Here is a 14,311-nt window from a genome sequence, read left to right as displayed (position 1 = left end):
ATTTGTGCACAATGGTACAGTTTAATTTGTTAAAAAATAGTAAATTCGAGCCACCGTATCGCTCGATACTATTATTGCTATATCTTCGACTGAGAAGTACAGCATTAGTCAAAGCGAAGCCGTAATAAAGCACATGAGAAATGAACCTTATCGATCTTCCGTGTTAAGGGCATTCAACGAAACCAAATTAAGAGTAGTCAAATGAGCGCATTCAAAAAACTAGTCGAACACTCTCAAAAATGTTCACGTTTTCAACATCTAGCTTCAATTTGTGGTTGGGACCAAGCGTCAATGATGCCATCTGGTGGTAACCAAGCGCGTAGCGAAGCGATGGCAGAACTTTCAGTTCATATTCATGGATTGATGACTCAGCCACAGCTGGCCGATTGGATCTCTGACGCTGAAAACGAAGGCCTGAATAATGAACAACAATCATCGCTTCGTGAAATCAAACGTCAATGGCAGCAAGCTAACCTACTCCCTGAGAAACTGGTTGAAGCTAAGTCGCTAGCGGGTTCAAAATGTGAGCATGCATGGCGTAGTCAACGTGGAAACAACGACTGGGTTGGTTTCGAAAAAAACTGGCGTGAAGTGGTAGAGTTATCTCGAGAAGAAGCTCAAATTCGTGCAGAAGCAGCTAACCTATCACCTTACGATGCAATGCTAGATATCTACGAACCAGGTACTAGCTCAGCATCATTAGACACCTTGTTTGCGGATGTTAAAACTTGGCTTCCAGGTCTCATTGATGAGGTCATTGAAAAGCAATCAAGCGAGCAATTTAGTGCTCCCAACGGCTTTTATGCCGCTGAAAAGCAAAAAGCACTAGGCTTAGAAGTCATGAAGTTACTTCAATTTGACTTCAATCACGGCCGATTAGATGAAAGTGTTCACCCATTCTGTGGTGGTGTGCCTTCAGATGTCCGTATCACAACTCGCTACGATGAAGCCGAATTCGTTCAAAGCTTAATGGGCATCGTTCATGAAACAGGACACGCGCGTTATGAGCAAGGCTTACCAAAACATCTAGCAGGCCAGCCTGCAGGTCAAGCTCGTTCTATGGGTATCCATGAATCTCAATCGCTGTTCTTTGAGATGCAAGTTGGCCGCAGCGACCCGTTCATTGGGCACTTGGCAAACCTAGCGGGACAGCAATTCTCTGGTTCTGAATTTGAGAAAGATAACTTCCAGAAGATCTACACTCGTGTGAAGAAAGACTTCATTCGTGTCGATGCTGATGAGCTAACCTACCCTGCACACGTTATCTTACGCTACGAAATCGAACGTGACCTGATCAATGGAAAAATCAAGCACACTGATGTACCTGAATTATGGAACAGCAAGATGCAGTCTTACCTGGGTTTGAGTACGGAAGGCAACTTCACCAACGGCTGTATGCAAGATATCCACTGGACAGATGGCGCATTCGGCTACTTCCCATCTTACACATTAGGTGCAATGTACGCGGCTCAGTTCATGGCTTCAATGAAGAAAACAGTAGATGTGAGCTCAGTAATTGAAAGCGGCGACCTATCCCCTATCTTCACTTGGTTAGAGTCGAATATTTGGAGTAAAGGCAGCCTACTCACTACCAATGATTTGGTAAAAGGTGCAACGGGTGAAACCTTGAATGCGCAATACTTCAAAGATCATTTGAGAAGTCGTTACCTTTAATCGATCCAATTAACAAAGGCTGTATAGAACAATAAATGAAAAGGCTGAGCAAGTTACTGACTCAGCCTTTTCATAGTAAAGTGGGCTCTATAATATCCTATAGATTCTGAGCTTTACCTACATTACTTACCTTTCAACATATCGAAAAAGATCTCTCTCGACACTGGTGTATTATCCCTGTGCGTCTCATACAAAACGTGTTCTTCAGCGTCTGCAGACTTCGATAACTTGATACTCCACAAGGCTTTTAGTTGATTAGGTACGATCGAGTAACGAACATCAATGACCCGAAGCGCATCATTTGGGTCTTGTGATACAAAGCCATTCGAAAACCAGCGAAAACGCTCAATGTCTTTTGCTTGCTGTGAATTGAGGTCAAGCCAGGGGAAATCCCGACTAACATTCAGTTTAACGATCGAATCACCAGGATAAGTTTTAACGGAGGTGCCGACTCGAACAGCATCTACGTAGTATCGAGATTCTGTTTCGTACACCACTTTCCACACTAAGATATTCGCAAAGCTCGGCTTGGCTTCTAACCGAATAGGAGTATGTTGGCGTTCTTGTGCTAATTGCCATCCTATCGCTTCTACTCTATCCCTTTGTATCATGCCTAACGTCGGATAAATCAAAGCCCACAGAAACGCAATACGCGCTAACCAAGGTGTTCGCTTCCATGTCGCCAACACCAACAATATTAAGATAGGAATGGTATAGACAGGGTCGATAATCGAAATAGTATTCCAAGCATAACGTTCGTTGGTGAACGGCCAGAACAGTTGAGTGCCATAAGTGGTACAAGCGTCTAGCAGTGCATGAGTACCGTATCCCAATGCACAAAACAGCCAACTTTGTTTAAAAGAAAGCCCACATCTTTTTGCAATCAGATGATGTAGAGCCAAGGCACAGATCAAACTGCCAATGGGAATAAAGAAGAGTGAATGGGTAAATTGTCGATGAAATTCCAAAGCCAACAAAGGGTCACTTTGAGACTTAATCAATGCATCTAAATCTGGTGCCAACCCGGAGAGCAGACCTAATACCCCAGAAACAACCAAATGTTGTTTTCTACTCGCCGATTGTGACAAAGAAGCACCTAGCACGCCCTGCGTTAACGGATCCATAAATCACCCACTTTTAGCATTCCCTTGAACTGAACAAGTACATTTAGCTATAGCAGTGGATTGTCATAACCAAACGATTTTATCAATATACTCATGTACATAGCTGTATAAGCATAGACCGATAAACAAAAAAAGAGCAGTTATGAAACTGCCCTTTTCTCATTATTGGTGGTTGATCAATTTATTCGGTTTTGCTCTATATATTGATACTTGAACGATCTTCAATTAACGAGCCACCATACTTGCCGCGATAACAACCAACAGTACTGAGAAGATCTTCTTGATGGTTGGAACGGGTAAATGGTTTGTTGCTTTTGCACCTAAAGGTGCGGTGAACCAAGACGTGCACACAATACCCAGCAGCGCAGGCAGATAAACAAAGCCAGCAAAACCGTCGGTTAGCGCAAAGTGGCTGCTGCCTGAAGTGATGTAACCTATCGAGCCAAACAACGCGATCACAATGCCACAAGCCGACGCACAACCAATCGCCTTTTTCATATCGACCGAAAAGAACGTTAATAGCGGGACCAGCAATGCACCGCCACCAATCCCTATCATTGCAGACAAGCCGCCAGTAATGGTCGTCAGAACCGTTAATACACCTTTATTCGGTAGCTTTCGTTCCTTAGGTGCGTCATTTTTGCTGCTTAAGAACATCTTGATCGCAATAAGAACCACGCTCACGGCAAACACAATACGAACAACTTTCTCGGGCAACAGAGCCGCCATAAAGCCACTAATCAGTGCGCCCAGAGCAACACCAAGCATGATCCAAGGCGCAATATTCCAAGGCACATTTCCATTCTTATGGTGAGCTAGCGCTGAAGAGGTTGAAGTAAATAGAATCGAAGCCAGCGAAGTGGCAATTGCAGCAACAACCACTTGGTCGGACGGTAGAACGTCTAAATACAGTAAAATGCTGCTTAGTACCGGCACAATGATCAGCCCTCCGCCAATGCCTAACAAACCGGCTAGAAACCCAACACCACTGCCTAATAACGCACAGTAGAAAATCAACAACAGCAATTCACTCATTTCATCCATCTCTTATTCAATTAATTGTCTTAAATAACACACTATTAATGTGGTTATATTTCCATCAAGATAATTAATATAACTGACACCAGCTTTGATTTTCAAACAGATAGATCATGAATATTCCTCATGTTGATTGTGAAGTATTACCATTGTTAATCCTCCCACCTTCCAAGTATAAAAATATTAAGCGATTAACTTAATGCGACATATTTAAAGAATATAGCCAGCACTCTTAATACGGTCACAAGCAAAAATAACGCAGTGATATAAAAGACCGAGAGTAAGTCAGACAACGAATTGGGAAGTCAGAACAGTATGAATAACGAATTTAATTTTACGATTAAGAGCATCAGCCTCGACGAAAACTACACACCTTCAGACAGCACGCGTATCACCACCAACTTCGCAAATTTGGCGAGAGGTGAAAGCCGCCAAGCTAACTTACGTAATGCTTTACAGATGATTGATAACAGCTTCAATGCTCTAGCACATTGGGACAACCCTAAGGGCGACCGCTACTCTGTTGAGCTTGAAATCATTTCTGTTGATATGGACATTGAAAGCAACGGCGAAGCATTCCCTTCAATTGAAGTGCTAAAAACCAATATTCTGGACCACAAAACGAATGAGCGCATTGAAGGTATTATCGGAAATAACTTCTCTTCTTATGTTCGAGATTATGATTTCAGCGTATTACTTTTAGATCACAATAAAGGCCAAGATAAATTCAGTATTCCAGCCGGTTTTGGTGATTTGCACGGCAAGCTGTTTAAATATTTCGTTAACTCTCAAGCGTACAAAGAGAACTTTAAGAAACCACCTGTTATTTGTTTGAGTGTTTCAGATAATAAAACCTATTACCGAACTGAAAATCAACACCCTGTATTAGGCTTTGAATACCAACCTAACGAGTCTTCTTTAACTGAACAATATTTCAAGAAGATGGGATTACAGGTTCGTTATTTCATGCCGCCAAATAGTGTTGCTCCTCTGGCTTTCTATTTCTTTGGTGATCTGCTGAACGATTACTCTAACCTAGAGCTTATAAGCACCATCAGTACCATGGGTACGTTCCAGAAAATCTACCGCCCTGAAATCTACAACGCGAATGCTGTTGCAGGTAACTGTTACCAACCAAACTTGAAAAACTTGGATCACTCACTGACTCAAATCGTGTATGACCGTGAAGAACGAAGCAAGCTAGCTGTTGAACAAGGTAAGTTCGCAGAAGAAAACTTCATTAAGCCATATCAGTCGGTACTAGAAAACTGGTCTGCCAACTACGCGCTGTAATCGTTCGATTTTACGCGCAATAGGAAACATACGCTCCACTTTTGGAATCTAAGGACAGGCAGAATTATTATGAAAACACTATTACCGACTTCAACAGCAGGCAGCTTGCCTAAGCCGTCTTGGCTAGCACAGCCAGAAACACTTTGGTCTCCATGGAAACTGGAAGGCGATGAACTCACAGACGGCAAACAAGATGCGCTGCGTGTGTCTCTGCATGAACAACAGCAAGCAGGCATCGATATTGTGAGTGATGGCGAACAAACCCGCCAACACTTTGTAACGACCTTCATTGAACACTTGAATGGTGTTGATTTTGAAAAGCGTGAAACCGTTAAAATCCGCGACCGATACGATGCAAGTGTACCGACAGTGGTTGGCCCAGTTTCTCGTCAGAAATCCGTGTTTGTTGAAGATGCGAAATTCTTACGTCAGCAAACTGACCAACCGATCAAATGGGCTCTGCCTGGTCCTATGACCATGATAGATACACTTTACGATGCACATTACCAAAGCCGTGAAAAACTGGCGTGGGAATTCGCAAAGATCCTCAACGAAGAAGCCAAAGAATTAGAAGCTGCAGGCGTTGATATTATCCAGTTCGATGAACCCGCCTTTAACGTGTTCTTTGATGAAGTGAATGATTGGGGTATCGCTTGTTTAGAAAGGGCCATTGAAGGGCTTAAATGCGAAACCGCAGTACACATTTGCTATGGCTACGGCATCAAAGCAAACACAGATTGGAAGAAGACATTAGGCACTGAGTGGCGCCAGTACGAAGAGGTATTTCCTAAGCTGCAGCAATCGAATATCGATATTATCTCTTTAGAGTGTCACAACTCTCATGTACCTCTTGAGCTGCTTGAACTAGTGCGAGGCAAGAAAGTGATGGTTGGCGCTATTGATGTTGCTACAGATTCTATTGAGACACCGGAAGAAGTGGCTAGCACTCTAAGAGAAACACTTAAGTATGTTGATGCAGACAAGCTCTACCCTTGCACCAACTGCGGCATGGCTCCTCTACCTCGCGAAATTGCCTCAGCGAAGCTAAATGCACTCAGTGCTGGCGCAGAGATCGTTCGTAAAGAACTTTCAGCGTAACGGCTGTTCTGAATACAAAAATTAAATTTTGAAGCCTAAGTATCACATTGATGCTTAGGCTTTTCTCCTTTTAAGTGAAGCGTGTTACTCGCAGTCGCTTACCAAGTTTTATCCAAGTCTTGAGCGTATAAGGAGATCGCTCGTTGGTACTCTTTAATCGCCTCACTATTGGTCGTAGAAACCAACAACTCAAGCAACAGAGACGTCGCCTCTTTATGTCGACCTAAGTTGTACAGACACATTGCGTAGAAAGGCTTCACTTCTATCGAATTTGGATACTCAGCCATCGTCTGTTCGAAATGGCTTAAAGCCTCAGTATACTGACCTAGGCTTCGGTAAGTGCTTGCTAAGCCAAACAACGCATCAAAGCGCTCTACGGAAGAGAGCTTCCCTTGCAAAGACAAAACATAATGCTCAATCGCCTGCTGTTCTTGACTTTGGTTGTCGTAAGACCAAGCTATCTGCAAGTGCGCCTTTGCTGCATAGTTTTCATCACTTAATAGTGTCGCCAACAAGTCTCGCGACTCTTGATATTTCTGTTCTTTTCGAAGCGCAATGGCTTGTGAGATAGTTGTTTCCATTCTTAATACCTGATAGCTCTGCGGTTGGGATACACGCGCTTCTAATTTAAGCCTAATGAGTTACCTAGGCAGCATAAGCAGATTAGTGCACGAAGTAAACGATGCTAGCACACAAGCAGAGTTTGAAATATTGGTTTACGTACAACCTAACCCAAAAAACAACACCAAGTTCGACACGCGAAAGTGATTCGACTCTTCTTAAGTTATGGACGCTTTTATATATTTTAGTTATTACAGGGCCACTGTCGCCTCAATCTCAATTCTTAAATCAGAGTGAATCAATTTAGATACCTCGACTAGGGTACAAGCTGGAAGATACTCTCCATAAAAGTCGAACAATAATTCTCGAAGACTGCCTAGTTCAGACATATCACAGATAAAGATCGTCAGCTTAATAAGATCACTGACTGCTCGCTGTTCATGCTCTAGTATTTGCTTGATCTGACTAAGTATCTCGTTCGTCTGCTCACCAATTCCTTGATCCTGTGAACTTGTGCCGTAAGCAGTCAAACCAGAGACATAGAGCGTACCGTTGTGCTTTGTCGCGTGAACATAAGGCCCAGCAATTGATGGCAAGCCTTGATAATTTATACGTTCAACCATTTCGTTTCCTTTATAGTCCAGTTAATTGCAGCTCCATTTCAACAAGCCCCTTCACTTCAGAAATTTTTGTAAAACCTTTTGATTGGTAAAGCTTAATCGCAGGGTTCTCACTGAATACACGCAGCACTAACTGATTCGATGCCTGACTGCTCGCATGTGCAATCACTAAATCCAAACACTTAGAGCCAAAACCTTTACCTTGGTATTCGGCTAATATCTGTAAATCTCGAAGGAACGTGATGTCACTGGTATAACTAAAGCGGACAACACCAATACGCATATCACCTACATAAACTTCATAGTTATCTAACTCGTCCCAACTGCGTAAAAACTGCTCATGACCCCAAACGATCCCGCGCGTATCGTAGTAAGGCGCCATATTCGTTTTGGTGATCGATTCAGCGAACTTAGGGTCTGAACCTTTGACCAACTTTACTTCCATATTGTGTCCTTTGTTTTCAAGTTGCTTCCTAATACTGCATCAAAAAATGTTATAAGTATTGAATCAAAAACGTTAAGAGGATTTAAGGGACATATCCGCATCTAAAGCCTTTTCCAACCACATTGAACTGATGTATTTGCCATTTTTCTTTGCATATTCATTGAACACACCAACTTCTCGAAAACCAAAATGCTTATGTAGTGCGATCGATGCCTCATTGGGTAATGCCACACCGGAAAGAACGCGATGAACACCGAAATCAATGATTGATGCGAAGAGCTGAGAATACAACTTAGAGCCTATCCCTTTACCTTTTGCATCTTCAGCTAAATAAATTGTGACTTCGGCTGTATCTTCAAATGCGGATGTTGCTCTGTACGGTTGAGAGCATGCGAAACCAAGTAGCGAGTCGTTTTCGGTTGCGACATAAAGTTGATATTTACTATCACTCGAGAATTGAGAGAACCATTGCTGTCGATTTTCCAACGAAAACCTCTCTTCTTCAAAGCGCGCGTTAGTGTTCTCAATATAGAAATTGAAGATGCAAGTAATTGCGGCTATATCGGACAACTCTGCAGTTCTAATTTTCATTTAATACCCTTTCGGTTCTCACTGATTCGCGATTAGGACTAAGCATCGACCTTTTCTATAAACCAAGTCCCTTGGCACGGGCCATTGGTTAAATACCAACGACCATCAAACCGCATGCCGCTGCCTGTTGCTGAAAAGCGATAGTCCCATTGGCGATGTTTGGCATATAACCGTAATTCACCGCTTTCTGAAACCCAACCCTCTAATGCTGTTCCGCTGTAGGTAAGCCTCAAAGTGGCTTTACCTTCACGAATGTTTCCTGTGATGGTTGTTCGCTCACACATATTATTGCCAGTGGTGTTAACACGGCGACCTAGCCACTCACCGTCAAAGTCAGTAGATGGTACAAATTGAGGGCTATTCGGCAGTTTAGGAAATGACTCAGAATTACTGGACCCGAACCATTGAAGTTCGCGGCCAACGAGGAAGAAGACAACAAAGCCAATTGATACAGCGATGACAAATCCCTTTTTCATAATCTAGCCGCCTTCTTACAAAAACTAGAAGCACCCTAACATAATGAAAAATAATAAGTTAACCGAGATAATATCAACTTTGATGTATACCACAAATTGCATTCCAATGTTGAATATAGAGACAGCGGCATCGCACGAAATTGCCACGCATTGGGAATCAATTATGTGCAGTACCGAAAGCTCTGGACAGAAAAACTAACCTTCCAAGGCATTCCGCCAATATTGCACCGTTTTATCAGAGACAGAACCCGTTTCATTGGCCGCTGCGATCAAGAAGTCACATAAGTTGGTTGCAACCTCTTCATTGCCTAACAAGTATAAACTGCGAATGGCTCGCGTTAGTCGAAGTTGGTTATGGTCGTGATTCTTCAACCATACATGGTTGGCAGCGCTAAGTGGCAATAATGACGATATCTCACTTCCATCTCGCTGCATTCCCCAAAACTCAAGCATCAGGTCAAGCACTTGTAGATGAGCAGTGCGAAGCTCTTCTGAATTAGCAAAGATACTCCTATCTTCTTGAGTAACAAACGGTGCATGTTGATTGAACTTGGTCCCTTCATCTATTGGGAAAAACACTTGAATGTACTTATGGTCGTGTTCCAACCAGAAGTGATTGTAAGCTAACAACTGTTCAATATTACGACCAATTTTGTCTGGCACTTCTCCAGAGATAAAGCGAGCAATCTCACTCATTTAAAATCCTACCGACTATAGTTTTTGCTTGCGGGTTTCCGCTAAATACTGGGAGGTACGATTAACAACCTCCCAATTCAATCTACTCTTGCTATTAGAGAAGCTTATTCTGATTTATAACCAAACCGAGCCAAGTAATGCCAAACCTTCTTTACGTCTTGTTGGTCATAACCTTGCTCTGTCACGGCTAGCCCCAGTATTTTCGCATTGATCTTGCCGTTTACCGCTAACTTTTTTGCGAGTTCTATAAACGACTGGCCGCGATAATCTGGGTAGCGACTCATCTCTTCTAGGCTTAATTCGTAGCCATTGTGCCACTTTATCGGAACGCCCAATTTCACCGCGCGTTCTTCAATAATCGTCGAGCGGTAAATAGGGTCTAATACAAGACATTCAATATCGTCTTTCAGAGAGATAACCCCATGAACATGTGCCTCGATATAATCATCAAGTAAATCAACATCGGATGACAATGCTTTATCAACTAATGCCTGCACACGCCTAGAAACGGCGAAGTCCTCTGGCTCAAAGAAACTGTCGGGATAGCAAAACGTGGTTCGTTCCAAGGTCTCCGCTTTCAGTTGGAAGTAACAGGATCCAAAACGAGGTGACGCACCTGTTTCGTAGTTTCTGTAGTTCAATGCACCATATTTAGGCCTAAGCGCATCGGGAGCACTGTCGTAAGCACCGTCAAATACACGTTTTTCCCATAACCAACGGTCACCACCGGGATAAGCCGTCATACCACCGTTACTGGTACCTGTTTCAAATTGAGACTTCAAACACCCATCGTCAGCAATTACTTCGAGCAAAGGTTTATTGTCAGACGTATAACGATCGGAGTGGAAGTTGATCGTCACCGAGCAACTCGTTAAACAATCCGTACCTTGTGATTTCAATCGGATGTTTTCGATTGCTTGCTCTACTGCGTTGTCAGCCATGAAATCTCCTGTTTTCGAGAAAGAATACTGCGCCGACTAAACAAATAGTACGACACAGACAATAAACTTAACCTATTAAGATATGAACACAAAGTTCAACTTAGACAAGATATGCAGACAGCGGCAAATGACCTACTGCGCCTCAGGGGATGAAGCTTCCGAGCTAACCCGAAATTCCGCTTGGCTAAGCTTCTCTTTCGCTAAAGCCTCTTGCTGCTCTATGAAGCTAAAGAAGTTGCTCTCGCTAATGAACGGGTTATTCGAATCATCGACATTTCGTTTCTCACGATTAGCGAATAAATGATTCTTATGTGGATGGTTAGACAAATTCACACTCACTACAGGCGGCTGCAAAGCGATCTCTCGGACTCTGTCCATGCTCTCGAAGAACTGCTTCGCTAGCTTTGGATCTCGTGTATTTATACTGTGTCCGCCAACAACAAATGCGCGATACGATATACCCTTGTCCTTCACCATAAGATCTATTGAATAGTCCCCTTCCGTGTGGCCGGGTGTAAGGTAAAACTTAAACTCGTCTTCACCAACGCTAAGGCTGCTACTGTCTTGCACAAATAACTCTACTTGGGGAGGCAAAAAGGTATTCTTACCGCTGCTTTTATTGGCTTGAGCAATGGCTAATTCGTAGCCCTTCTGCGTCATCACAACTTTTGAGCCATATTCAGACTGAAGATATTGCGCTCCACCAGCATGATCAGAATGGCCGTGAGTGACCAAAATATGCGTGATTGCCTTATCTTGTAATCCAAGCTTTTCTAAATTAATTGGTATCCATAGCGAATAAGGGAAATCGAGTGTATCAATCAGAACTAATCCCTTTGAAGTCTTTACCGCATAAGACGACACCCACCTATCACCAACGTAATAAACATTATCGAACATTTGGAAAGGTTCAACATAGCCATTTTTAATCGACATTTCCGGAACGTTTTCAGATGCTATTACACTCGTCGAAACCAGTAAAAATAAGCCAATAAATAGCTTTTTCATGTCCCCTCCTAGATTGCTGACGTTGCATAATTTTAGCTGCAACACCTTAATTAAATTAACCTTTCTAATAAACGACACTGATACTCTGCGACACATTTTAGCTCAGCAGTATGTGCAGGGAATTGTTCGTGAAGAAAACACAATGCATCCGCTAACGTTATTTGATGTAGATTCGACGTATACCCGAAAACCAATCGGTGGACATTGTCATAGAACTCATCGGAGCTATCTGAACTTTGACACTGTGCCAAGATAGCTTGATCAAGCTCATCGTCTGGATCTTCCAATGGGCTCTTGGCCTGTCGATAAAGATTAGAAAGCATCGAGTCATATTGCTCTTTCGACAGTTCTTCTTTGCAACGCAATATCCATGTAAGCGTAATTAGGTTGTGCCCAAAGAAACCAAACTGTTTGAGGCATGCTTGTAATACCTTGTCGAGCTCTACGACTTCGCTTGTGTCAGTGCTTCGATCGCCACCAGAGCGGGTCGATGTGACAAATTCAGTAAAGCGGTTAAGGAATGCTGGAATCTGAGACGGCTCTAACTCACGGTAAACACGATTCAGCGCTAATAAGATGGTCACATTGTGGGAAAGATATTCACTTATTTGAGAAGCCTGCGAAACGTAATGCGAGAAGATATCTTGAAAGCCCTTATTCTCATGCCACTGCATTAAAGCAACATACGCCGCTGGGTATACCCCACTTTCCAATATCCTATGAATACGAAAATCCGTAAACTTCGGCGCCAGCACCGTTGCAGAATACTCGCCTAAAACCTCAATCTCAGTTTGGTCTATCAACTCACTCGTTTTAAGCCAGACATTGTCTGATTTAGCGAAATAAGCATTCAGATAATTCGCAGCCAAATAAGCTTTTAAAGAATGAGGTTGATGGATGCTGGCACTGCTATAAAGTGCCTTTTCCAATAGTTGGTCGCTTGTCATGTTTCCTCCGTGAAAGTGACGTTTGGTGAGAGAATCAAGATTGCTCAACACCGAACGTCCAAATACACATCATATGCTTATCGTAATGCACGGGAAAATGCCATGCATTACGATTCAACCTAAAGCCATTAACTAAGGGGGTTATTTGCTCAGGTTGTTTGGAAATACGTTAGTTTTTACTTCCGTAGCAAACTCATTTGCTGCGTCAAAGATAGTTTGGCTGCAATGTGCGTACTGTTTTGAAAATGGAGGCCACCGGTTACCAAGCCCAAGCGCATCATTGATCACTAATACCTGACCATCACAATAGGCACCCGCGCCAATTCCAATCGTAGGGATGCTAATCTCTTGAGTAATCGATTCGCCAAGTGAAGAAGGTATGTGCTCAAGCACCAACATAAACGCACCCGCTTCTTGAATCGCTTTTGCTTCTTCGCTTACGGTTTGAGCATCTTCAGCAGATTGCCCTACTTTCTTGAAGTTTGTTGCCGTTTGCGGTGTTAACCCCGTGTGGCCAACAACTGGGATATTGTTTGCGACAAGGTGAGCAATAACATCGAGTTTTGCCCCTTCCAGCTTTATGCTGTCGGCACCAGCCTGCATCAGCCTTTTAGCATTAACTAACGCAACTTCAGGAGAACGATCGGTTAAGTATGGGAGGTCGCCAATAATGTGAGTATTTGGATCACCTCGACGCACCGCCCCTACATGATATTCCATGTGCTCAATGGTCACATCTCTCGTACTACTGAAGCCCATTTCAACCATGCCGACCGTGTCACCAACGAGAATAATAGGTATCCCAGCAGATTCGATACTTGCAGCCACAGGGAATGTATAAGCGGTCAACATCGGAATACGTTGTTTCCCTTTCATTTCCATAAAAGAACTTGGAGTGTGTTTCATGTTCTTGCTCTCATAAAATCATGCGTTATTAAAGCACTGATACTATTAGTTTTAATTGAGCTATGGAAGAGAAAATGTGGTGTTGATTAAACGCCCACAAATTAGGTTAAATTCAGAAAATGCGCTGAGTTAGTGGGCGTTAAACTCACGAAGAGTAATGATTAAGAGGAATTAAGTTTTCGTCTATAAATCCGTAACCCAACCTCAAACTATGTGTAGTGGCTCAAATGCTTCTCTATAAACTCGATATCTGCGCGAAAAAAATCACCAAGAGGTATCGCTGAGGGTTCTAGCCAATAGAAAGTTTGCTGTCTTTCTGCGTCGACCATTTTCGGTTCATGATTTAGATCCGCGCGCAAAACGAAGTAATGAATCTCACCACCGAAGTTGTTCTGCCCTTGATGAGTGCCGAGGAGTTTTAAATCTTTAAGACCCGTTTCTTCCCACAACTCTCTAATTGCGGCTTCGCGCCCCGACTCTCCGGGATCAACTGAACCTCCAGGGAACTCAAAAACAATTCCTTGGCGATGTCTAAAACGCTTTTGGATTAAGACTTTCCCTTCTCTTACAACCACCGCCATAGCTATGTTTTTCATGTGAGCTTTCCTTGGCTTTGTTGCGTAATTCAGTTTAGAGACAGAGCCACCCTGTTTCGCATGCTTTTTAGTCAATACGACAAGTTTCAGGCATACCTAACCCAGTAAGCTTGTTCAACGCTTTTATCATCGCGTAAGTTTCCCCCACCTGTGCATTGTAATTTCTTAAGCTCAATCGGCCTCCTAGCAACTGTTTAACTCGATACATCGCTGTTTCTGACAATGAACGTCTGTGGTATCCATACCGCTCTTTCCAATACTTATTTGAACCGTATAGCTTCTGGCAACCCACGGCGA

General features: G+C 43.0%; 16 protein-coding genes and 1 pseudogene. 3 read left to right on the top strand and 14 right to left on the bottom strand.

What is annotated here, in order from left to right:
• Positions 1-201: 201 nt before the first annotated feature.
• Complete coding sequence (locus JC606_RS10410; protein ID WP_198778547.1) at positions 202-1,674, top strand: carboxypeptidase M32; 1,473 nt, start codon at positions 202-204, stop codon at positions 1,672-1,674.
• 122 nt (positions 1,675-1,796) lie between these two features.
• On the opposite strand, the gene JC606_RS10405 is transcribed toward JC606_RS10410, so the two are convergent.
• On the bottom strand, positions 1,797-2,798 hold the full coding sequence (locus tag JC606_RS10405) for a metal-dependent hydrolase (RefSeq protein ID WP_198778546.1): 1,002 nt from the start codon (positions 2,796-2,798) through the stop codon (positions 1,797-1,799).
• A 225-nt stretch (positions 2,799-3,023) separates the two neighbouring features.
• Positions 3,024-3,833, bottom strand: coding sequence for a sulfite exporter TauE/SafE family protein (locus tag JC606_RS10400; protein ID WP_137408558.1), 810 nt, complete (start codon positions 3,831-3,833; stop codon positions 3,024-3,026).
• A gap of 318 nt (positions 3,834-4,151) precedes the next feature.
• On the opposite strand from JC606_RS10400, the gene JC606_RS10395 reads away from it, so the two are divergent.
• The gene (locus JC606_RS10395; protein WP_198778545.1) at positions 4,152-5,129 is read left to right on the top strand and encodes a DUF1852 domain-containing protein; all 978 of its coding nucleotides are present in this window, start codon (positions 4,152-4,154) and stop codon (positions 5,127-5,129) included.
• 69 nt (positions 5,130-5,198) lie between these two features.
• Positions 5,199-6,227 carry a methionine synthase gene (locus JC606_RS10390; protein ID WP_114633623.1) on the top strand — a complete coding sequence of 343 codons (1,029 nt, stop codon included), beginning with the start codon at positions 5,199-5,201 and terminating at the stop codon, positions 6,225-6,227.
• 98 nt (positions 6,228-6,325) lie between these two features.
• On the opposite strand, the gene JC606_RS10385 is transcribed toward JC606_RS10390, so the two are convergent.
• From JC606_RS10385 to JC606_RS10330, 12 genes and pseudogenes are all read right to left on the bottom strand, one after another.
• Positions 6,326-6,808: a tetratricopeptide repeat protein gene (locus tag JC606_RS10385; protein ID WP_198778544.1), complete on the bottom strand. Its 483-nt coding sequence runs from the start codon at positions 6,806-6,808 to the stop codon at positions 6,326-6,328.
• Positions 6,809-7,039: 231 nt separating this feature from the next.
• On the bottom strand, positions 7,040-7,411 hold the full coding sequence (locus JC606_RS10380) for a RidA family protein (protein WP_198778543.1): 372 nt from the start codon (positions 7,409-7,411) through the stop codon (positions 7,040-7,042).
• A 10-nt stretch (positions 7,412-7,421) separates the two neighbouring features.
• Positions 7,422-7,853, bottom strand: coding sequence for a GNAT family N-acetyltransferase (locus JC606_RS10375; RefSeq protein WP_116871968.1), 432 nt, complete (start codon positions 7,851-7,853; stop codon positions 7,422-7,424).
• Positions 7,854-7,925: 72 nt separating this feature from the next.
• Complete coding sequence (locus JC606_RS10370) at positions 7,926-8,444, bottom strand: GNAT family N-acetyltransferase (RefSeq protein WP_137408553.1); 519 nt, start codon at positions 8,442-8,444, stop codon at positions 7,926-7,928.
• Positions 8,445-8,482: 38 nt separating this feature from the next.
• The gene (locus JC606_RS10365; RefSeq protein ID WP_137408552.1) at positions 8,483-8,920 is read right to left on the bottom strand and encodes a hypothetical protein; all 438 of its coding nucleotides are present in this window, start codon (positions 8,918-8,920) and stop codon (positions 8,483-8,485) included.
• A 195-nt stretch (positions 8,921-9,115) separates the two neighbouring features.
• On the bottom strand, positions 9,116-9,616 hold the full coding sequence (locus JC606_RS10360; protein ID WP_137408551.1) for an opioid growth factor receptor-related protein: 501 nt from the start codon (positions 9,614-9,616) through the stop codon (positions 9,116-9,118).
• 104 nt (positions 9,617-9,720) lie between these two features.
• Positions 9,721-10,557: a DUF3626 domain-containing protein gene (locus tag JC606_RS10355; protein WP_198778542.1), complete on the bottom strand. Its 837-nt coding sequence runs from the start codon at positions 10,555-10,557 to the stop codon at positions 9,721-9,723.
• A gap of 132 nt (positions 10,558-10,689) precedes the next feature.
• Positions 10,690-11,565, bottom strand: coding sequence for an MBL fold metallo-hydrolase (locus tag JC606_RS10350; RefSeq protein WP_137408549.1), 876 nt, complete (start codon positions 11,563-11,565; stop codon positions 10,690-10,692).
• Between the two features lie 50 nt (positions 11,566-11,615).
• Positions 11,616-12,512: a hypothetical protein gene (locus JC606_RS10345; protein ID WP_137408548.1), complete on the bottom strand. Its 897-nt coding sequence runs from the start codon at positions 12,510-12,512 to the stop codon at positions 11,616-11,618.
• A gap of 141 nt (positions 12,513-12,653) precedes the next feature.
• Positions 12,654-13,418, bottom strand: a complete 765-nt coding sequence (gene panB, locus JC606_RS10340; RefSeq protein WP_198778541.1) for a 3-methyl-2-oxobutanoate hydroxymethyltransferase — start codon at positions 13,416-13,418, stop codon at positions 12,654-12,656.
• Between the two features lie 209 nt (positions 13,419-13,627).
• Positions 13,628-14,014, bottom strand: a complete 387-nt coding sequence (locus JC606_RS10335) for an NUDIX hydrolase (RefSeq protein ID WP_137408546.1) — start codon at positions 14,012-14,014, stop codon at positions 13,628-13,630.
• Between the two features lie 67 nt (positions 14,015-14,081).
• Positions 14,082-14,311, bottom strand: a pseudogene (locus JC606_RS10330) (IS5/IS1182 family transposase); the annotation flags it as partial.

It is taken from the genome of Vibrio sp. IB15, assembly GCF_016406055.1.
Lineage (GTDB): Bacteria > Pseudomonadota > Gammaproteobacteria > Enterobacterales > Vibrionaceae > Vibrio > Vibrio chagasii.
The sequence above is the reverse complement of the archived record's forward strand: the minus strand, read 5'-3'. Positions and strand labels throughout refer to the sequence as shown.